The organism is Coleofasciculus sp. E2-BRE-01 (assembly GCF_040221695.1).
Taxonomy (GTDB): Bacteria; Cyanobacteriota; Cyanobacteriia; order Cyanobacteriales; family Coleofasciculaceae; genus Coleofasciculus.
Genome location: NZ_JAVKEA010000111.1, coordinates 1 through 20,529, shown reverse-complemented (window position 1 = coordinate 20,529; position 20,529 = coordinate 1). Strand labels below are relative to the sequence as shown.

Genomic DNA, 20,529 nt, shown 5'->3' with positions numbered 1-20,529 from the left:
GACACCCTATACCCAACACCCTCAGCTCTAAGAAGCCGCCAGTTCTGGTGATTCCACCATGCTATCAACCGTTTGCCGCATTTCGGAAATTGCTTGGAGTTGATAATCGCCAACTTCCTGAATTTGATTCAGGGCTTCTGCTATCGCGTCGAGGATTTGGCGAATTTGATTCAGAGCCTCTTGCTTGGGCGGTAAGAGTTCTTGATACAGATTTACTTGACTCCACAGTTCAGCGACTTCCTGTTTCATCGAGTGCCAGTTTTCTTCCAAACCTTGTAACTCAGAGCGTTTGGCTTCTTGCTCACTTTCTTGCTGAGTCAGCATTTCCTCGGTTTGGCTAATGCTTTGGCGCATTTGCTCAACTTGGTTTTCCAGTTTTTCCAGTTCGCTTTCCTGCTGTTGTCGCTGTTCCTCGAGCTGGTTTAAGACGGGACCGAGGTCGATTTTATGGGTATCGGTGCTACCCCCTTCACTAATCCCCTGGCGACGGCGTAAAACTCGATTATGCTGATTGAAAATCTCTTCCCTCTCCCGCAGGTTGCGGCGTTGACCGACGAGGGTTTCATCCAACATTTGGTAGCGGTCTTGCTCGTCAGCTAGCTCACTTTCCAAACTAATGCGATCGTACTCACTCGCATCATTAATTTTATCTTGCAGTTCTTCAACCGCTTGGCGCTGGAAGGTGAGTTCCTCCTCCTGGTCGTTGACAAAGCGCACCACTCTCTCTAAATCTTGCTGTAAATTTTGCACGATTTCCTGGAGTTCACCCAGGGGCATATTTTCCAGCGCTTGAATGTTAACCTCTTGACTAATTTTGACATCGGCTGAACTGGTCGCTAAACGAGCAAGCTCTTGATGTAACTCCTGATGAGTTTGAAGTTGCAGGCTGAGTAGATGTACAGATTCCTGCTTCATCTCCAAGGCATTCCGCTGCACCTTCAATTCCGCTTGTGCCTCTTCATAAGAGGTTTGAACTTGCTCTAACTCTTGCTTACGCTGGTGAATGTCCTCAGTTTGCTCGTCAATTTCGGTTTGGCGTTGCTCTGCTTGTTGGCGCTGATTGTCTAGTTTTTGCCAATCACTATCTAGTTCTGACTGCTGTTGATCAATGATGTCAAACGCTTGATTCAACTGTTCCCGCACAGTATCTGTAGGAGCGACAGCTGTCGAGAGGCGATCGAGCAACTCCTGCATCGCCGCAACATCGTCCTCACTTAAACCCGAAGTTTGTTGCAGCTGTTCTTTTTGCTCATCCCAACGCCGCTGTTCACCGCGCAGATGTTCCCAAGCGCCTTCTAGTTCCTGTTGTTTGCGATCAAACTCCTCTCTGAGGCGTTCAGTTTCCTCTTTCGTACTTTCTAAGTCTTGACGCTGCTGATCGATTTGTTCAGCCTCTTCCTCCATGGCTTGCATCTGTTCCAACCGCGCTTCCATTTCCATCTCGCGGCGGTTGAGTTCTTGACTTTGATACGTCAAGGACTGTTTCCACTGTTCAATTTCTTCTTCTTGACTTTTCGCCTTGTCCAACAGACGCGAAAAATTTTGTAAGATGCTCGCCAGTCTCGTCCCGGCTGGCTCAACTTCGCCTTGAATCCGATTGTTACTGACATTGACAATTGCCAAAGCCCCATCGCTCATACCACCGGCTTCGTCTCCTGGGATGATTTCATCACCTGGGACAGCGCTCCAACTCTGATCATTCCGCTGACAAGCCAGCAGTTTGAGTTCGGTCTTACTGCCGCCAAAAGGGCCAGTTTTCTGCTTTTTGACTTCTGCTAGATACAGCACACTGATCGTCCTCTTTACTTGTCTTGTGCCCAATTCTTGACTAAGCCAACCTGAACTAAATCTTAGTTGATTGGGTTGCTGGTCGCACTGCTCCTGATGTTCTCAGAGCTAACCCTGATTGATAGACCGAGCAGCTTTGTCTACAATGCTAGCTTTTAGAAAGTGACAGAGGTAGCCGTGTCTTGGATTATTGTCCTGAATCTAAGCTACCACCGGATAGTCCTGACGGATCGAGAAATGCTACATATCTCCAACTCAACCCTCCTTAAAGGGCAAGTTTAGGTAAGCTAGGAACAGAGTAGCCTTAGCTGATTGAACCCCTATTCCTCACCATCTTCGCGCTCTATGTCAGTAGCGCGGGGTAGTTGAAGTTTATTTAACGAAGCCATTCTCGATGCATGACTTTGGCTGTATTACAATTAGTGATGAATTTCTATAAGAGATTATAAGTCCTTGGCTGGTACAGACACCAGCTTTTTGCTCGATCCTACTCCATTGGCTATAAAATTTTAGCTTCAATAACTCGATTGCTGTTTTCTGGTTACTGTTTTAGGAGTATGCTTAGCCTTGGCTTAAGAGACCCCTCGTTGGACAAGCTGCATTGTTTTGTTGAATTTAGCTAATTCGTCTCCTGAAGCCATTGCCTTGTCCCTGTATCCTAGCCAACCCTGCTAATTGCTGATTAACGCCAGCGATCGCTCACCGCCGTCCAAGCCGCCTGATCAGGAGGTGTTACAGCAAGTCGAGTCCTCAATTATACTGAATACATGGAGGTTTTGATTGACTCTTCTTCTATAAATTTCAATGGCTCTATTGAGCAACGTTAAATTTAAAGTTCAAATTGCTCTGTTGAAACACATCCGTTAAATGATCCATTCCAACCTAATTGGATGATATCTTAACATGGTCAGTCAGCGGTGGTGGTAAAGCATCAAGTTGGGGTTGAGGTTAAGATGGCAGGCAACTTGGTAACCCAACAGACCATTCGCGCCTCAGCATTGAACGCAAGGTTTTAGGAGTACATTTTCCTTAAAATGCAGGGAACGTTAAATGAAATTGATATCCGCAGTATCCTGCAACTGATCGAACTAGGTCAGCGCACAGGAGAACTTTTAGTTGAGGCGCAAAGCTTCCACACCAATAACCCTGGTAGTGATGTGACTCATCAATTTATCCAGGGACGCTCTCACCTCGCGACCCCACCCCGTTGCCCTGGACCGTTTTGGTTTGTTTTTTTTCTCAACGGACAAATTGCTTATGCGGCAAACAGTGACCCCAGTTTGTCACGACTGCGCGATTACCTGCGTCGCTATCGAGCTGAAGCCGCTTTGGATGACATCGAAGAACCGTCGATTGCTTCGACCAATGCCCCCGAATATGGCTATCTTTGGGCGTTGCTAGAAAAGCATATTATCACGCCAGCTCAAGGGCGCAGCATTCTCCACAGTATGGTACATGAAACCCTATTTGACCTGTTGAGCCTCCACAATGGATATTTTGTCTTCGAGGTGGGTCCAGCCTTAGCGCCCCAACTCACCACCTTGGAAATTGCCCCCCTAGTGACCAAGATTATGAAGCAAGTCCAGGAGTGGAAGCAGTTTCATCCCCATATTCAATCCCCTAATCAATGCCCACTGATTACGGATGAAACGAAATTAAAGGCAGCATTACCGGAGAATGCATTTAGAACCCTCAAACGGTGGGCGAATGGCAAGAATTCTCTGCGACAGATGGCTCGCTATCTCAATCGTGACATCCTGACTGTCACCCGAGCAATTTACCCCTATATCCAACGGGGTTGGATTCAAGTGCTGACGTCAGCACCTCAACAAACCCTCGCCGTTCGACAACCTTGGGAATCCACCCGGGCAGATCATGCACCCTCTGTAGTCTGTATTGATGATGACAAGGCAGTTGGCAAAACCGTCGAGTATATGCTGCAAGCCCAAGGATATGAAGTAACGGCAATTCAAAATCCCCTCAAAGCTCTCAGCTTACTCTTCCAAATCAAACCGGCTCTAATTCTCTGTGATTTAGTCATGCCCCAACTCGATGGATATGAACTGTGTGGCATGTTACGACAATCGACGACATTTCGACAAACTCCAATCATTATGCTGACGGGCAAAGATGGCTTTATTGACCGTGTGAGAGCTCGCATGGTAGGCTCAACGGACTATTTGACTAAACCGTTTGGAGCCAGTGAGCTGTTGATGTTATTGGAGAAATACGTGGGTCCGGGAGATCCGGAAAAAATGAGTTTCGATAGTTCCCGCCAAGTCCTAGAGGAGGAGGTCAAGGCAACCGATATTACTAAATCAGCATCGGCTTAACAACAGTGATCATCATGTAACACCCAGGAAGGTAATTCTTCCGCTACAATCACCTCATAGACTCATACAGCGATACGCCCTAGCTCCATTTAGCAGTTAAGCCTGTCACAATAGAGAAAGGGATCAGTTCAGGATGAAGCTACCATAAAGGATACATAAAGGATACATTAATCATTACTCTATCTATGTTTAAGGGTATAGCTCAACGATACAGCTCAGTTCACGTTCAAAATTCGTGCGCTTATTGGCAAGTCAGGTAGGGGGTTATGAGTACAGTTTTGGTTGTAGAAGACAGTTTGGCACAGCGACAGATGATCTCAGACCTCCTCAAAGGCAGTGGGTTGACGGTCTCTGTGGCAAGCGATGGAGTAGAAGCCTTAGAACATATTCTGCAGTCTCGTCCTGATGTAGTGGTATTGGATATTGTTATGCCTCGTATGAATGGGTACGAGGTCTGTCGTCGTTTAAAGGCTGATCCCAAAACCCAAAATGTACCCGTGGTCATGTGTTCTTCAAAAGGCGAAGAATTTGATAGATATTGGGGCATGAAGCAAGGGGCAGATGCTTACATCGCTAAGCCCTTTCAGCCCACCGAGTTGATTGGCACAGTCAAACAGCTACTCAGGTCATAAATTATAGTTAAGACTCTAGCTGCGAATGGTTGGAAATCCGGATTTTTTAACAGATACTGGTCAAGATCAAGCCCCAGAATTGCAAGAACTAGAAAGTCCTGAGGGTGAATTACACTTGCGATTTTACGTCCCTTCTGGTATGGAATTTGCTTTACCAGCGACTGGGATCAAAGAAGTGCTTGAGCCATCTCCCAACCAGATCACCCCGATCCCTAATGCTTCCCCCTTATTATTGGGGACAATCAATATGCGAGGTCGGGTTATATGGGTTGGTGATCTGGGTCAATTTCTGGGAGATGCGATCCCTGTGAATACAGACCGATCAGAAATTCCCGTCATTGCCATCGAAGATCAAGATACAATGCTCGGTTTAGCAGTGGAGCGAATTGTGGATATGGATTGGTTAGATGTGGAGCAATTACAAATGGCAATGAATGTTCCTGATACGATGGCACCTTTTTTAAAAGGAGAGTGGTTATTAGATCCAGAATCTAATCAATTTTTACGGCTTCTCGATCAGGTGGCAATTCTACGAGCAGCGCGGTGGGCAGCATGAATAAACAGTAAAAGAAAGGAAAAAGAGAGCAACCTTTTGTTTGTTACTTTTTCCTGGTGAGCAAAGGGAGGAGGTCAATGGCATCAAGTACAGATTACGTTCAGGAATATACACAAGCACAAACGGCTTACGCACAAGGTAAATACCAAGAAGCTGCCGATCTTATTAGTCGGTTGATTGAAGAGTATCCCGATGATCCAAGTGCTTTGTTACTTAAGGGTCATATCTGTTGCTATGGTCTACAGCAGTACGATCAAGCACGGGAACACTATGAGCAAGTTCTTAATTTAACGTCTGAACCTGATTTTATCGAATATGCCCATAAAGGTCTAGAAGATGCTAATCAATTGTCCAGTGAATTCGATCCTGCCGATTCACCCCCATCCACAGAGGATTTCGATAACAATTTCCACGATATTGATGAAACCGACGATTTGAATGAGATACCTACATTAGAAACCTGGCAAGATTCGGAAGCGATTGATGAGTCTATTGATGAGTCTGAGGATTTCGATTTAGGGGCTTTAGATTTGGATGAAGTGGGAATAGAGGATGATTTTGACTCAACCTCATCTTCGCCCTTTGCCGAACCCCTGGATAGTTCAGCTATTGAATCAGAGACGACGGACGAGCCAAGTTCTGTAGATGAATCCAATCCATTTGCCTTGTCCGGTTTAGACGAAGAAAGTGGTGATGTTGACAATCTTTATGAGTCATCGAGTGATTTTGATCTAAATGACAACCCCTTTGCTGAGGTAGACTATGAAGATTATGAGTCATCGAGTGATTTTGATCTAAATGACACCCCCTTTAGCGAGGCAGATTATCAGGAAAACGTTGAGGAAACAGCGAGTGATTTTGATCTAAATGACACCCCTTTTAGTGAGGCAGATTACCAGGAAAACGTTGAGGAAGCAGCGAGTGATTTTGATCTAAATGATACCCCCTTTAGCGAGGCAGATTATCAAGATCAGTTTGAGGAAACAGCAAGTGATTTTGATTTAAATGACACCTCCTTTAGCGAGGCAGATTATCAGGATCAGTTTGAGGACTTTTCAGCGGAGTCTGAGGATGATACGGCGGCAACATTTGTCATGCCTCCCGGTAGCGCCCCTGAATTTGAAGATGCTGAGGAGCAGAGTCCACCCTCTTATTCTTATGAGTCAGAATCCCATTTCAATGAAGACTTATCGGACGTTGATCAGGAAATGGAGGATTGGCATGGTGAATCGATTGACGAGTCATATCCAGACCACCCCGTTTATGAAGACGAAACCCTACTGATGAATTCAGGGGAGTTGGGGGAAAGTTTACCAACGGATACCGATGAGTTTGACTATTCGGCTGAGGAGACGGATGAGGCGGTTGAAGCATTTGAAAGCCAGGACTACACTCAGGATGAATCAGACTTCGATCAAAATGGATTTAACGCTCCCGATGATCACTTCGACTTTGAGAACTTTGACGATGCTTTCGGCAATGACTCATTCGCGATGGATGAAGTTGCTGAGGCTGATGCTGAGAACTTCTCAGAACTGGAAACGGACAAAGACTTTTTAGACGCTTTTGATGTATTTGAAGATGATTTAGGCTCTCTTCCCGATTTCGCCATAGATGATCAGGATGAATTAGCTGAGTCGGGCGCGAGTGAATCAGATTTTGATGTTTTAAGTAACAGCGGAGTCATACCAGCAGGTGGCGAAAGTGAGGGAGTTAGCGAAAATGGCGATGCCGTCCGAGATAGCGTAGCGGCTCACCAGCAATCGGCTCAGGAGTATCGCTCAGTTGATAGTGATGAAGAAATTTTCAGTATTGGTAGCTCAACTGAACAACTCCCAGTTTTTAGTCAAGCCAAAGAGGGGGGACACGAGGCGATTGTTAATGTTGATCAAGGGTGGCTGGCTCCCTTTGAAAATGCTTCCCTCCATCATAAACAGTGGATTATGGCGTTTGCGGCTGGGATTGCCTCCGCTTTTGTCGTTGCCTTAGTCAGTTTTTCGGCACAAAGTATTGCTGCGCGAAGTTCAGTACCAGAAGGGCAAGCTCAACCCGCGATCGCGAATCTCAAATTTGCCCATGCTTTAGCCAGTGGTGCAGCATTTGCGGCTAGTTTTGGCATTACCCTGTTTCTGGGTCGGATTACCACTCGCCAGATTCAACAAGTCACAGTGGATTTACAAACCCAGTTTGATGCCGTTGCTCAGGGAAATCTTAATGTCAGTGTCCCGATCTACTCCGAGGGAGAACTGGGTCAACTGGCTTCAGGTTTCAACCAGATGGCGCGAGTAATTCTAACCACCACCAGCGAAGCCACCCGAAAAGCAGAAGAACAAGAGCAAGCCAAAGAAGACCTGCAACGTCAGGTGATTCGATTGCTCGATGATGTAGAAGGAGCTGCACGCGGGGACTTAACGGTACAAGCTGAAGTAACAGCCGACGTTTTGGGAGCAGTGGCTGACTCCTTTAACCTAACCATTCAAAATCTGCGGGAAATCGTTCAACAAGTAAAAGATGCCGCCCGTAAAGTGACCAAGGGTTCGACTGAAAGCGCGGCATTTGCTGGCAGTTTATCCAATGATGCCTTGCGCCAAGCCGAGGAACTGGCAGTTACCCTAAACTCCGTTCAGGTGATGACCGACTCCATTCAGCGAGTCGCTGAAGCCGCCCGGGAAGCCGAGGAAGTTGCCCACACCGCTGCGGATGTCGCCCACAGAGGCGGTCACGCGGTAGAACATACGGTGGCAGGTATCTTGCAAATTCGGGAAACTGTAGCAGAAACTACGCGGAAAGTCAAGCGATTGGCTGAGTCTTCCCAGGAAATTTCCAAGATTGTCGCCGTAATTTCTACAATTGCATCCCGAACCAACCTGTTAGCGCTCAATGCCAGTATCGAGGCAGCTCGAGCTGGAGAGGCGGGTCGAGGGTTTGCCGTCGTTGCCGATGAAGTGCGACAACTGGCAGACCGTTCAGCCAAGGCACTCAAAGAAATTGAGCAAATCGTCATGCAGATTCAAAGCGAAACCGGTTCGGTAATGACGGCGATGGAAGAAGGCACCCAGCAGGTTATTGATGGAACCAAACGGGCAGAGCAAGCCAAACAAGCATTGGAAGATATTATCCAAGTGTCCAATCGCATTGATGCGCTGGTGCGGGCAATTAAAGCGGATACGGTGGAGCAAACCGAAACCTCCCGTGCTGTTGCCCAAGTCATGCAATCGGTTGAACTAACTGCCCAAGAAACCTCTCAGGAAGCCCAACGGGTATCCAGTGCCTTGCAAAACTTAGTTGGTGTGGCACGAGATCTACTCAATTCTGTAGAACGTTTCCGTGTGGAATCAAATGAGAGCAGATAGTCCTTGGACAGTGACAAATGACGAATGACGAATGACGAATGACAAAGGACGAATGACAAATGACAAATGACAAATGACAAATGACGAATGACGAATGAATGAAACCTCTTCCTCTAGCTTGGGATTATGGCTCCAGCGCTTGCTAGCTGCCATTTTATTAGGCGGTCAAGTCATCGTTCATCTTCTCGGTGGCAAAATCTACCGACGCAATACCCTGGAGCAAATGGCAGTCGTCGGTCCGGATTCACTCACCATTGCCCTGATCACGTCTACTTTTATCGGTGCCGTGTTTACAATTCAGGTAACGCGAGAATTTATTAACTTTGGGGCAACTACAGCCATTGGAGGGGTTTTGGCACTGGCATTGAGCCGGGAACTTGCGCCTGTGTTAACGGCTGTGGTGATTGCCGGACGAGTGGGTTCAGCATTTGCGGCTGAGATTGGCACAATGCGCGTGACTGAACAAATTGACGCACTTTATATGCTCAAAACCGATCCCATTGATTATTTGGTCATCCCTCGTGTCATTGCCTGCATTCTAATGCTGCCGTTATTGACAATTCTCTCAATTATTCTCGGCATGACGGGCGGCGTATTGATTGCTATTAATCTTTACAATATTCCTCAATCTGTCTTTCTGGATTCCGCCCGGAATTTCCTGGGAATCTGGGATTTGTTTACGGCGATGATTAAAGCCGCTGTATTTGGGATGCTGATAGCCGTCATTGGCTGTAGCTGGGGATTAACCACTAGTGGTGGAGCCAAAGGAGTTGGTCAATCCACGACAACGGCAGTCGTCACGGCTTTACTGGCAATTTTCATCACTAACTTTTTTTTGTCGTGGCTGATGTTCCAAGGCACAGGCAGTGCAGTTCTGTAGTTAGAGGTATATTAAAATAGATCATTTGTGTCGATAAACAACGGGAATTTAGTCTAGTGACCTCTGCTACTTCTTCATCTTCATCAACCCAAACCATCGAACTTGCCCCTAGCTACGCGATTCCTTTGGTATTGGTTCTGGGCAGTATACCGATTGTGCTGCTCCAAATTTGGGTCGGTTTACTCATTGCTCTTTTCGGGTTATTTTTAATGATTCAAGCGGTAACCATCCGTCTGCAATTTACCGAAACTGCATTGGATGTCTATCGTTCCCAGACTTTAATTCGCCGTTTTCCGTATAAAGACTGGTCAAATTGGCGGATCTTCTGGTCATCGTTTCCAATCCTTTTCTATTTTAAGGAAGTTAATAGCATCCACTTCTTGCCAATTTTATTTGATTCCAAACAGCTTAAACGTTGCTTAGAGGAGCGCTGCCCCCAGATTTGAGTCGATTTCAGATATGCCTTGCTGAAATTAACGTTTAGGCTTGAGAACACCTTATACCAAAGGCTCTCTTGCCCGGTAACTCGCCCTTGAGAATAATCCCACCGTTTAGGGGTTGGGAATGTAAATCATTATCAGATATTAATTATTCAATGAATTCAGACGAACCACAAACCCAAGAATCCAATTTAGAACAACAACCAATCTCTGAGGAATTTGAGGAAGACTCTCCAGAGCAAAAACCCGAAACAGAGCGCTCTGAGCCGTTAACCAATTCATCTAACCAATCTGACGTGACACAACCCCAAGCGGACTCTTCAAATGCTTTAGACTTACCTGCGCCAGATGATAGTCAGATGACACCATCAAGAAACCAACAGGAAACCGTCGCGAATTTAACCCAAACGATCGCTGACCTTGAACGCCAAGAACAACAGTTGAGGCAAAAAATTGCCCAGCTACAAGCCAGCCAAAATCAGATTTTATCTGACCAGTTAACCAAAACCCAAGCCACCATCCAACAAATGCTCCAAGAGGGGTTAAGCGAATTAGAGCAGCGCAAGCAAGCCCTTTTAATTTCTGTGGAGCAACTAGAACGCCGCCGAGAACGCATTCGCACGGAAATGCGAACCACATTTGCTGGGGTATCTCAAGAATTGGCAATTCGGGTGCAGGGTTTTAAAGACTATTTGGTTGGCAGTTTACAAGACTTGGTTGTAGCGGCGGAAGAGTTAGAATTAGCCGAACCAACGGCAGAATTTTCCAAACCTAGGATGGATGAACCTCAGCCGCCAGTTTCTTCTCCTACACCCAAATTTGCTGAACAGGCGTTTCAAGATCAGATCCAGCAAATTCGGGACATTATTGACCAATACCGCAAAATGCCAGATTATTATGGTCCGCCTTGGCAATTGCGTCGCACGTTTGAGCCAATTCATGCGGAGCGAGTGTCCAATTGGTTTTTTAGTCAAGGGGGGCGTGGGGCGATTCGCACTATCGGTAGCCGCTTGCAAAATATTTTGGTCGCCTCCGCCGTGATGTCTGTTATGCGGACGCTTTACGGTGATAGACTACGAACCTTGGTTCTTGCCAATACCCCTGAACGGCTAGGAGAGTGGCGCAGAGGATTGCAGGATTGTCTGGGTATTGCCCGCAGTGATTTTGGTCCAGAACGGGGGGTCGTTTTATTTGAGGAACCATCCGCCCTCGTGCAAAAAGCCGATCGCTTAATGACCCAGAAGCAACTTCCTTTAATCATTGTGGATGAAACAGAAGACCAGATTAGTCTTTCAATTCTGCAATTTCCTCTCTGGTTAGCCTTTGCTCCCGATCCTCAGCAACTGAGTAATTACTAATAACGTAGTTGGACAACATTAAAGTTGATGGTTGGGATGGGGGAACAGGGAACAGGGAACAGGGAACAGGGAACAGGCAACAGGCAACAGGGAACAGGGAACAGGCAACAGGGAACAGGGAACAGGGAAGCTGGGGAGATATAGGTAACGAATGTTACGATTTTCATGCCATACCCTTACCTGTGTCACACGCTCCCATATAAAATCGGCTAGGGGAGATGTCCCAATAAAGGTCTGATTATCTCCCCTAGCTTTTTAATTGTGGAGGGTTTAAAACAATGATGCGTGAGTTGAGTTGGATTGGGCTACTGCTGATCAGTGCTTACTTACTTGGCTCAATTCCAACTGGATATTTGGCAGGACGTCTGGTTAAAGGAATTGATATTCGGGAAATCGGTTCGGGATCAACGGGGGCGACCAATGTTTTGAGAAACCTGGGAAAAGGTCCAGCTTTAGTCGTTTTACTGATTGATGCGACGAAAGGAGTGGGTGCTGTTTCGTTGGTACATGGCTTCTTTGCCCTAACGGGATCATCCGTGATGCCGGATACCTGGAAACCTTGGTTGGTGGCTGTTGTCGCGTTGGCGGCTATGTTGGGTCACAGTAAATCAATCTGGATTAACTTTACGGGAGGAAAATCTGCTGCCACCGGGTTAGGCGTCTTATTCGCTATGTCTTGGTTCGTCGCGCTGAGTGTATTGATAATCTTTATTGGGGTCGTCAGTATCTCGCGGATTGTTTCTCTGGGTTCGATTGCGGCGGCGATCGCAGTAGCTGTGCTGATGATTGTCTTAGCCCAACCGTTACCCTACCAGATATTTGGGATTGTGGCGGGGCTATACGTTATATTACGGCATCGAGCCAATATTCAGCGCCTACTTGTCGGTACTGAACCCCGTTTAGGGCAATCTGCATCAGCGGAAATGATCAGCAGTTAAACCGTTGCTGGTATGGTATGGTGTAGCTTTTCACCTCTCAGGTTAGACCGGATGTGAACTAGGATGGAGATAGTCAGTTTCCAACAAGTACCGTGAACCAGTACGATCCTAAACTTGCTCAGTTTAACTTATCAGGCGTGGGCTGTTGGCTCACCCTATTAGCCACCTTTCTCTTACTGGGAACAGTTGGCTTGGGCTGGCTGGTCAACGGATTCTTAATTCTGATTGGGTTAGTCATCCTCGCACCAGTCATTGGCTGGATTGGCTTTCGCTGGTGGTTACAGCGCAACCTGGTTGAGGATAAATGTCCCGTCTGTGCCTACGAGTTTACTGGGTTTAATCGTACCGAATGTCGCTGTCCCAACTGTGGCGAATTGTTGAAAGTCGAACAGGGTCAGTTTAACCGCTTGACGCCGCCGGGTACGATTGATGTAGACGCCGTAGAGGTTTCAGTAAAGCAACTTGAAGATTAAGCCCATTGTCAGATATAAGGCTTAGCGGGTTCAAGCCATGGTGACTCAGTAGGTTAGTGGAAATACACTCAACGATATTAGTTTCTGTAAAGTCCCTCAAACCTTGACATAAGACGTAGCTTGCTTACTTTTCGGGAAGCGAGTATTTTACGAACTATGACGCTCAGAGCCGTTAACTTTCATTTGTCCTACCTACTGACTAATGGAGAGAGTATAACTTTGCCCTCCAGTGCTATCGACAATATAGATCTTGTAAGTGCCTCCTTCCCAATATCCCGGTGCTTCAACGGTTTGCCCTGGCGCAGTGGCTAACACACATTGTCTACCACTTGCCACGGGTTCACCTGTTGAATTCAATGGTTCAATGATCAAAGCCGATTGACCAGCGCTTTGGAGGCTGAAGTTCAACGAGCCGAAGTCTTGTTCCAATGTGATCGTGTATTGCGGTTGGATATTACCCACTTGGCAATTGTTCCCTTGAGCAGAAGTGCCTTGGAGTTCCAGGGCATTAAATCCTGGCGCTAACCTTTGCACAGTCTGACTATGGAGCAAACCTGCGTTCGCTAGCAGCATCGCTAAGGTGGTTGGCACAATCATCCACTTTTTCAGTCGTTTCATTCTCTGAGGCTCCACTATTGTTTGAGTTTTTCTTAAACTCATCGTCGTACATTAATAGACCCGCCGAAACTGACTCTGTTCCTGTTTGTTATTTGTCACTCGTCATTCGTCATTCGTCATTTGTCAGGGAATAGGGAATAGGGAACACCTCGACTTACCTCTACTTCGCTCGATAACACGCTCGGTGTGTCACAGGGAACAGGGAACAGGGAACAGGGAACAGGGAACAGGGAACAGGGAACAGGGAACAGGGAACAGGGAACAGGGAACAGGATAAGGTCGAGTTTTGAGTGAACTCCCTCATCTCCCCTAGCTCCCCCAGCTTCCCACACCCGAAACCCGAAACCCCACACCCCACACCCAGTAGTACCCTCAAGTCCCTTGTCACCCCCTCAGCACTTAACCTCTAAGAATTGCCCGAAACCTTGCTCAAACCGATAAAATCAAAACATATAACCTGATTTCTACAACTTAATTCTCTTGGCAGATGGAACCGAATCGAGACGACGACCAATCCACGCCCGTGGGCAATCCCTTTCAACCGCCCTTCTATAACACCTATCCGATGAAGCAACGGTTCAATCAAATCAGTGCTTGGTTTAACAGCTTGCCTACCGTTGGTAAAGTTATTGTGGTGATTGTCGGCGGCAGCTTGAGTTTATCCCTCTTGAAGACTGTTTTCCAACTGATTACCTCGTTAATTAGCCTTGCCCTATTGGGAATAATCCTCTATGTAGTGTATAAATTTTTCATTACCCCTAAGTCTCCCCAATAGTTGCCCACCCTTTATCCGCGTCGCGTGAGAATTGAAAATGACTAGCCCTACCATAAAACAAGTCCATAATCAAACGGTTAGTCGATCATTTTCACTGCGACTAAACCGGGCGTTACCGATGATGACCCGGCGGTTAGCAGCTGTGGTTCTGGAAGTGTCATTAGTGACGGTAAGTGCGGTCATTCCGTACAGTATCGGCGAGTATGCCAAAGACCATTCCCCGGCTGAACCCGTTCCTATCAACCCTGTCGTCGCAGCAACGGAAGAGGCGATCGCGAAAACCCTGGCATATCCACGAGCGCGATTAAATCGTCAAGTTGCCCCCCTGACTAATTTGTTCTGGTGTGGGGCAATTGTTATGCCTGTCGTGGTGGTCAGTTGGCAACTGTATCAATTGGGGAAAACGGGGCAAACCATGCCCAAAAAGTGGTTAAAACTGCGGGTGGTGACACCAATGGGAACACCACCGGGATTAATCCGGGCAGTTTGGCGTGAGGCAGTTGGGCGCTGGGGACTCCCCCTGGGTACAGCTTATCTGCTGTGGCGGTATACGGGTGCATTTCCCGACTTTGGCATCTTATTAGGATTGGCGGGAGTCATGCTACTCATAGAACATGGCAGTGGCTGGATTCACTCACGACGCCGCACCTTCCACGATCGCATGGCAGGTACTTATGTAGTGAATGCGGCTCAGGGATTGGCATCCGCTTCATTCAACGGCTGGCAGACTGATCGGGATCACTCCGTTACCCTAGAATTTGACAACGGCTGGCATCAACGTAGCGAAACATCAACCCATGATCAGCCGAATCATCCCTCCGTCACCACCATCGTCCTCACCTCCCAATCCTCATCTCGACAAGCCCCCCATCTGTGGGGGTGGATGCGGCGTCATCCTGGGGCAACCTTGCTAATTCTCTCATTTACAGGAATGGCATCGGTTTTGGGAACTTTTGTCGGGACTCAGGTGTATATTCAACGTCAGGCAAATTGGCGGGAATTTAACCAACAAAATAACGAAGTCTTTCTAGCGCTGGTTAAGCAGTTGAGTTCTACCTCAGCCACAGCCCTAGAAGAACGACAGGCGGCAATTCTGGCGCTGGCAAGGCTGGATGATCCCCGTGCTGTGCCGTTTCTGGTGGATTTATTGGGACAGGAAAACACGCCGAGTCTGATTGATACCCTACAGCAAGCCTTAGTCAGTAAAGGTGGTGAAGCCCTACCTCCCCTACAACGGTTGAATCAGGCGCTACAAAATGACCGAGACACATTAGCCCGTCGGGGAACGCCAGGAGAGCAGCAGTTAGTCGCCTTGCGACAACGGGCAACCAATCGCGCGATCGCGAAAATTCTCACCATCTACAGCAGTGAACTGCACGACGCGGATTTGAGTCGCATAGACTTGAGTCAAATGGACACCCGTTCAGTTCAATTTACCTTAGTTTTGGATAACCTCGACCTAGCCGGACTTAATTTCCGTTCCGCCATCTTAACGGGGGGCAGTTTCCAAAACAGCCGTTTTTATGGGGCGGGTGCGGATCAGCGCTGGGGTACATTTGATGATTGGATTGCGGATTTAAGTGGGGCTGAACTCAAGGAAGCGGATTTAACTGGGGCAAATTTAAACAATGTTTTAATGGCTCGCACAAATTTGATTCGGGCAATTCTTGATCGGGCAAATTTAGCTGATAGCTATCTCATTGGCGCAAACTTCAGCAGCGCTCAACTGATTGGTGCTGATTTAAGCCGAGCCGTATTAGAAAATGCTAGCTTGACCGGGGCAAATTTAGGTGAGGTAAAGGCATCTCTGGTGAATTTACATGGGGGAAGTCTCAGTCAAGTGAGTGCCGTTGGCGGAGATTTTAGCTTTGCGGATTTGACCCAATCCAATTGGCAAGGGGCGGATTTATCGGGAGCCAATCTCAGTCATGCCAAGTTACAGGATGCGGATTTGAGTTCGACGAAATTGGTTAAGGCGAATTTGAGTCAGGCTCAATTGCAAAATGCTAAGCTACAGAATACGAATTTGAGTGCAGTCGATTTACGCGGGGCGAATGTGACAGGAACAGATTTCTTGGGCGCTATGTTTGCCACAGCCTTGCCTGTTAAATCAGATCAGTTTATCACCCAAGCTCCAGCCACTGCGTCGGGAGCGCGAGTACAGGGGGTGAATTTTGCCCGGGCTAAAAATTTAGATACCAATCAGTTGCAGTATATCTGTAATCATGGGGGGCGTCATCCAGAATGTCCCTAAAAAGCAGGGCTAATTTTCCTCTGAGTTGATAGGATTCAGGCAACTAAGTTAGCACTAATTGTGCTGAAGAAGCGTTTGTCGTCAGTGCTTTAGCGCCCGAAGTATTTAAGTGCAACAATCAGCTTTTTTGATGGGGTTGTTCAGTTTAGATCAACTTTGTTCTCAGCAAAAACTCATTGAACTAATGTTTAATTGCTCTAGGTCAGATCGAATGACTTATTAGGGCTTGCTGCACAAGCCTGAAACGCTTAAAAATAAAGGGTTAGGGGATAATTAAAGGTGCATCAGGTGCAAGGTTTTGAAACCCATAAGCTGGAAATCCTGGCATTTTTCGAGGATGCTTAAGCAGAATCTTCGCCCATCAGGGGGTTGAAACTGTTCCCTGTTCCCTGTTCCCTGTTCCCTGTTCCCTGCCCTCACCACAAAACTTATTCAGCAGACCCTTATTATATAGCTAGCCTGGGTGATCAATTAACCAATGAAAAATCGACGACGCCTAATCATGAGTTCTATGGGTTTAGCCGCCTGTTTTTGGCTACAATCCTGTACTAATTCACCAGAGATATCGGAATCAACCGATCAATTACAAGGCAAGCTGGTGTTAACAGGTTCGAGTACTGTCGCCCCCCTAGCCGCAGAAATTGGTAAGCGCTTTGAGTCTGAGAATCCAGAGGTGCGGGTGGATGTGCAGACGGGGGGTTCCTCTCGTGGAATTGCAGATACTCGTCAAGGTGTGGCTGATATTGGCATGGTGTCTCGGAATTTGAAGGAAGAGGAACAGGAGTTGCAGGCGTTTGCGATCGCGCGGGATGGGATTGGTGTTATCGTACATCAAGATAATCCGGTTGAATCCCTGAGTGATCAACAGATTGTTGACATTTATACCGAAAAAATTGATAACTGGCAAGCCGTTGGTGGTATCAATTCACCGATTACTGTGGTGAATAAAGCAGAAGGACGTTCAACCTTAGAACTGTTTCTCAAATATTTTAATTTAAACAATAGCAATATCCAAGCGGATGTAATTATTGGGGATAACCAGCAGGGGATTAAAACCGTGTCCGGAAACCCCGATGCTATTGGCTATGTATCCATTGGTACGGCTGAATATAGCATTGAAAATGGCACGCCGATTAAACTTTTACCTGTGGGTGGGATAGCGGCAACAACGGAAAATGTGCAGAATGGAACATTTCCCCTGTCTCGTACTCTAAATTTAGTCACCAAAACCCAACCCCAAGGATTAGATCAAACCTTTATTAATTTTGCCCAGTCGCAACAGGTGCAAGACATTGTTAAAAATCAAAACTTTGTCCCCGTCTCTGAGTGATACGATTCTCCTGTGGGTGTTACGGGGATTGGCGTTTATCGCTGGAGTCTTGGTGATTTTGATTACCGGATTTCTATTCCTAGAAGCCTTACCTGTACTGCAACAGGAGGGAATCTTACCCTTTTTTCGCGATCGCGCTTGGCATCCGGCACAAGATTCCTATAACCTTATCCCCATGGTTTGGGGGACTCTGTTATCCGCGATCGGTGCGGTACTCATCGCTGCCCCCTTGGGGATTGGATCAGCGATTTTTTGCCAGTATTACGCGCCGCCTATCATTGCTAAACTCTATCGGCGGTTAATTGAACTATTGGCAGGAATTCCCTCGGTTGTCTATGGCTTCTGGGGTTTAGTGGTATTGGTTCCCTTAGTTAGACGCCTGCAACCCCCAGGAACCAGTCTTCTGACGGGGATTTTGATTCTCACCCTGATGATATTACCCACCATTGCCCTGACTGCTGATGCTAGCTTTGCCAAAGTTCCCCCCGACTATCTACGCGGTGCCGCCGCCTTAGGGCTTTCTAAGTGGGCAATGATTTGGGGAGTGGCGATTCCGGCTGCCCAATCGGGATTATTTACAGGTTTAATTTTGGGCACTGGGCGGGCGATTGGTGAAACCATGGCGGTACTTATGGTTTGTGGCAATGTGGTACAAATTCCCAGTAGTCTATTTGATCCGATGCGTACCCTCACCGCTAATATTGCCCTAGAGATGGCGTATGCCATGGGCAATCACCGTTCCGCCTTATTTGTCAGTGGGTTATTGCTGATGGGGATGATTGGGGTGTTGGTGGCGATTGCTGAAGTGATTAGTCAGGGCAGAATTTATGAATAAGCCTAATGCTGTCAGCCTTTTACCGGGGATTATGGTTTGGGCGATCGCGCTTTTAATTACCGCTATTTTCTGTTGGATTTTAACCGATATTCTGTGGCATGGTATCGGACAACTTTCCTGGGAATTTCTCACTACTTCCCCTAAAAATGCAGGGCGAGAGGGGGGAATTGCCCCGATTTTAGTCTCGACGTTGCTAATTTTAGGCGTGTGCATGATAGTGGCGATTCCCATTGGTGTCGGCACAGCTATATTATTAGCCGAATTTAGCGATAGTGAAAGTACGTTTGGGCGTTTAGTTCGTCGCAGTTTAGATATATTAGCTGGCGTTCCCTCGATTGTGTTTGGACTGTTTGGTAATGCGTTTTTTGCCAAAACGTTAGGACTAGGGTTTTCGATTCTCTCCGGTGGCTTAACCTTAGCCTGTATGGTATTACCGATTTTAATTCGTTCTATTGAAGCCGGATTTCGTGCCGTTCCCGATGACTACCGCCTCGGTGCGGCAGCACTCGGTTTATCTCAAACTAGCACAATTTGGAACATCCTCTTACCTGCGGCGACTCCCGGATTAGTTGTTGGATTTGTCCTGGGAATTGGGCGGGCAATTGCCGAAACTGCCGCCTTAATTTTCACCAGTGGTTATGTAGATCGGATGCCTGAATCCTTATTCGATTCCGGGCGGGCGCTTTCGATTCACATTTTTGATTTATCCATGAATGTTGCTGGGGGAGACGCCAATGCCTACGCCTCTGCCTTAATCCTCATCTTATTATTATTACTCATCAATAGTACCGCCGCCTGGATAGCCAATTATTGGTTACAGCCTCCTCCGACATAACCAGTCCCCCATCATCTTCCGCCAAACCTCTGCGAACCTCTGCGTTTAAAAAACTATCGATAATCAGCCCCAACCCTAACAACCAAAACATGATAACCAAGCCAACTAAAGTATCACCACAATCCACCTGCTCACTCCCATCCATTCAAACCAAAAACCTCAGCTTGTACTATGGCAAAAAAGCCGCATTTACCGATATTAGCTTACCCATTCAAGCCGGATGTATTACTGCCCTAGTGGGACCTTCCGGCTGCGGTAAAACCAGTTTTTTAAATTGTCTCAATCGCTTAACCGACTTAATTCCTCGTGCTTCTGTATCAGGTAGTATTCGCTTAGATACACTGGAAATATTGGATCATCAGATAGACGCGATCGCACTCCGTCGTCGGGTGGGAATGATTTTCCAAAAGCCCAATCCGTTTCCGTTTTCAATTTGGAAGAATTTAGCCTTTCCCTTGCGCGAACATGGGATAAAAAATCGCCAACAACAGGATCAGATTATTGAAACCACGCTGCAAAATGTGGGATTATGGGATGAAATAAAAGATCGTTTACATACCTCTGCTCTTTCCCTTTCCGGTGGACAACAACAGCGTTTATGTATTGCCCGTGCTTTAGTCTTGCAACCCGATGTTTTACTGTTTGATGAACCCTGTAGCGCCCTTGATCCGATTTCCAGTGGTGTGGTGGAGGATTTAATTGATAATTTACGCGGAGATTATACGGTTGTCATTGTCACTCATAATTTAGCCCAGGCACGCCGGATTGCTGACTCTGCGGCTCTATTTTGGGTTCAGGAAGGAGTCGGGAAATTAATCGAGTATGGCACAATTAACAAAATCTTTGAAGCCCCGCAACATGAATTAACGGGGGCTTATGTTAATGGGATAAGAGGATGAGCTATCTTCCCTATCTTCCCTACTCAATCGGTTTCAAGACTGCTTATGAAACGTTAGAATACTATCCCTCCTAGCTTGGGACAGGATACTGTTGGTCATTAACTGAGGGGTCAGACCCCTCCCATGGGTGTCAACTTAAGCCACATTACCCACGATAAAATACTGGGTGTGGGGTGTGGGGTGTGGGGTGTGGGGTGTGGGGTGTGGGGTGTGGGGTGTGGGGTGTGGGGTG

The 20,529-nt window shown here is 47.0% G+C and carries 17 protein-coding genes; 15 read left to right on the top strand and 2 right to left on the bottom strand.

Translation table 11 applies throughout. The features are described from left to right. Positions 1-27: 27 nt before the first annotated feature. Positions 28-1,788, bottom strand: a complete 1,761-nt coding sequence (gene hmpF, locus RIG66_RS13160; protein WP_446378670.1) for a pilus motility taxis protein HmpF — start codon at positions 1,786-1,788, stop codon at positions 28-30. 1,034 nt (positions 1,789-2,822) lie between these two features. Here hmpF and RIG66_RS13155 point away from each other — a divergent pair. From RIG66_RS13155 to RIG66_RS13115, 9 genes are all read left to right on the top strand, one after another. After that, a complete protein-coding gene (locus RIG66_RS13155; RefSeq protein WP_446378668.1) occupies positions 2,823-4,121 on the top strand; it encodes a response regulator in 1,299 nt (432 codons plus the stop codon). Between the two features lie 266 nt (positions 4,122-4,387). Then, positions 4,388-4,753 (top strand): response regulator transcription factor, encoded by a 366-nt coding sequence (locus RIG66_RS13150; RefSeq protein ID WP_006099778.1) that lies wholly within the window; start codon positions 4,388-4,390, stop codon positions 4,751-4,753. A gap of 25 nt (positions 4,754-4,778) precedes the next feature. After that, on the top strand, positions 4,779-5,309 hold the full coding sequence (locus RIG66_RS13145) for a chemotaxis protein CheW (protein ID WP_446378666.1): 531 nt from the start codon (positions 4,779-4,781) through the stop codon (positions 5,307-5,309). A gap of 77 nt (positions 5,310-5,386) precedes the next feature. Beyond that, positions 5,387-8,662: a methyl-accepting chemotaxis protein gene (locus RIG66_RS13140; RefSeq protein ID WP_446378664.1), complete on the top strand. Its 3,276-nt coding sequence runs from the start codon at positions 5,387-5,389 to the stop codon at positions 8,660-8,662. Positions 8,663-8,756: 94 nt separating this feature from the next. Next, on the top strand, positions 8,757-9,542 hold the full coding sequence (locus tag RIG66_RS13135; protein ID WP_446378662.1) for an MlaE family lipid ABC transporter permease subunit: 786 nt from the start codon (positions 8,757-8,759) through the stop codon (positions 9,540-9,542). A gap of 56 nt (positions 9,543-9,598) precedes the next feature. Beyond that, entirely contained in the window at positions 9,599-9,988 is a 390-nt protein-coding gene (locus tag RIG66_RS13130) for a DUF3119 family protein (protein WP_446378660.1), read from the top strand. Positions 9,989-10,137: 149 nt separating this feature from the next. Beyond that, positions 10,138-11,340: a DUF3086 domain-containing protein gene (locus tag RIG66_RS13125; RefSeq protein WP_446378658.1), complete on the top strand. Its 1,203-nt coding sequence runs from the start codon at positions 10,138-10,140 to the stop codon at positions 11,338-11,340. A 278-nt stretch (positions 11,341-11,618) separates the two neighbouring features. Next, positions 11,619-12,278: a glycerol-3-phosphate 1-O-acyltransferase PlsY gene (plsY, locus tag RIG66_RS13120; protein ID WP_446378656.1), complete on the top strand. Its 660-nt coding sequence runs from the start codon at positions 11,619-11,621 to the stop codon at positions 12,276-12,278. 92 nt (positions 12,279-12,370) lie between these two features. Beyond that, the gene (locus tag RIG66_RS13115) at positions 12,371-12,751 is read left to right on the top strand and encodes a hypothetical protein (protein ID WP_044205897.1); all 381 of its coding nucleotides are present in this window, start codon (positions 12,371-12,373) and stop codon (positions 12,749-12,751) included. 192 nt (positions 12,752-12,943) lie between these two features. On the opposite strand, the gene RIG66_RS13110 is transcribed toward RIG66_RS13115, so the two are convergent. Then, positions 12,944-13,369, bottom strand: a complete 426-nt coding sequence (locus RIG66_RS13110; RefSeq protein WP_446378654.1) for a hypothetical protein — start codon at positions 13,367-13,369, stop codon at positions 12,944-12,946. 487 nt (positions 13,370-13,856) lie between these two features. On the opposite strand from RIG66_RS13110, the gene RIG66_RS13105 reads away from it, so the two are divergent. From RIG66_RS13105 to RIG66_RS13080, 6 genes are all read left to right on the top strand, one after another. Then, the gene (locus RIG66_RS13105) at positions 13,857-14,144 is read left to right on the top strand and encodes a hypothetical protein (protein WP_446347111.1); all 288 of its coding nucleotides are present in this window, start codon (positions 13,857-13,859) and stop codon (positions 14,142-14,144) included. A 37-nt stretch (positions 14,145-14,181) separates the two neighbouring features. Beyond that, a complete protein-coding gene (locus RIG66_RS13100; protein WP_446378652.1) occupies positions 14,182-16,398 on the top strand; it encodes a pentapeptide repeat-containing protein in 2,217 nt (738 codons plus the stop codon). 478 nt (positions 16,399-16,876) lie between these two features. Beyond that, positions 16,877-17,728: a phosphate ABC transporter substrate-binding protein gene (locus tag RIG66_RS13095; protein ID WP_446378650.1), complete on the top strand. Its 852-nt coding sequence runs from the start codon at positions 16,877-16,879 to the stop codon at positions 17,726-17,728. Beyond that, positions 17,691-18,563, top strand: coding sequence for a phosphate ABC transporter permease subunit PstC (pstC, locus tag RIG66_RS13090; protein ID WP_446378648.1), 873 nt, complete (start codon positions 17,691-17,693; stop codon positions 18,561-18,563). Before RIG66_RS13095 ends, pstC begins: the two co-directional genes overlap by 38 nt. Then, positions 18,556-19,398: a phosphate ABC transporter permease PstA gene (gene pstA / locus RIG66_RS13085; RefSeq protein ID WP_446378646.1), complete on the top strand. Its 843-nt coding sequence runs from the start codon at positions 18,556-18,558 to the stop codon at positions 19,396-19,398. Before pstC ends, pstA begins: the two co-directional genes overlap by 8 nt. Before the next feature lie 89 nt (positions 19,399-19,487). Then, positions 19,488-20,297: a phosphate ABC transporter ATP-binding protein gene (locus RIG66_RS13080; protein ID WP_446378644.1), complete on the top strand. Its 810-nt coding sequence runs from the start codon at positions 19,488-19,490 to the stop codon at positions 20,295-20,297. Positions 20,298-20,529 lie beyond the last annotated feature (232 nt).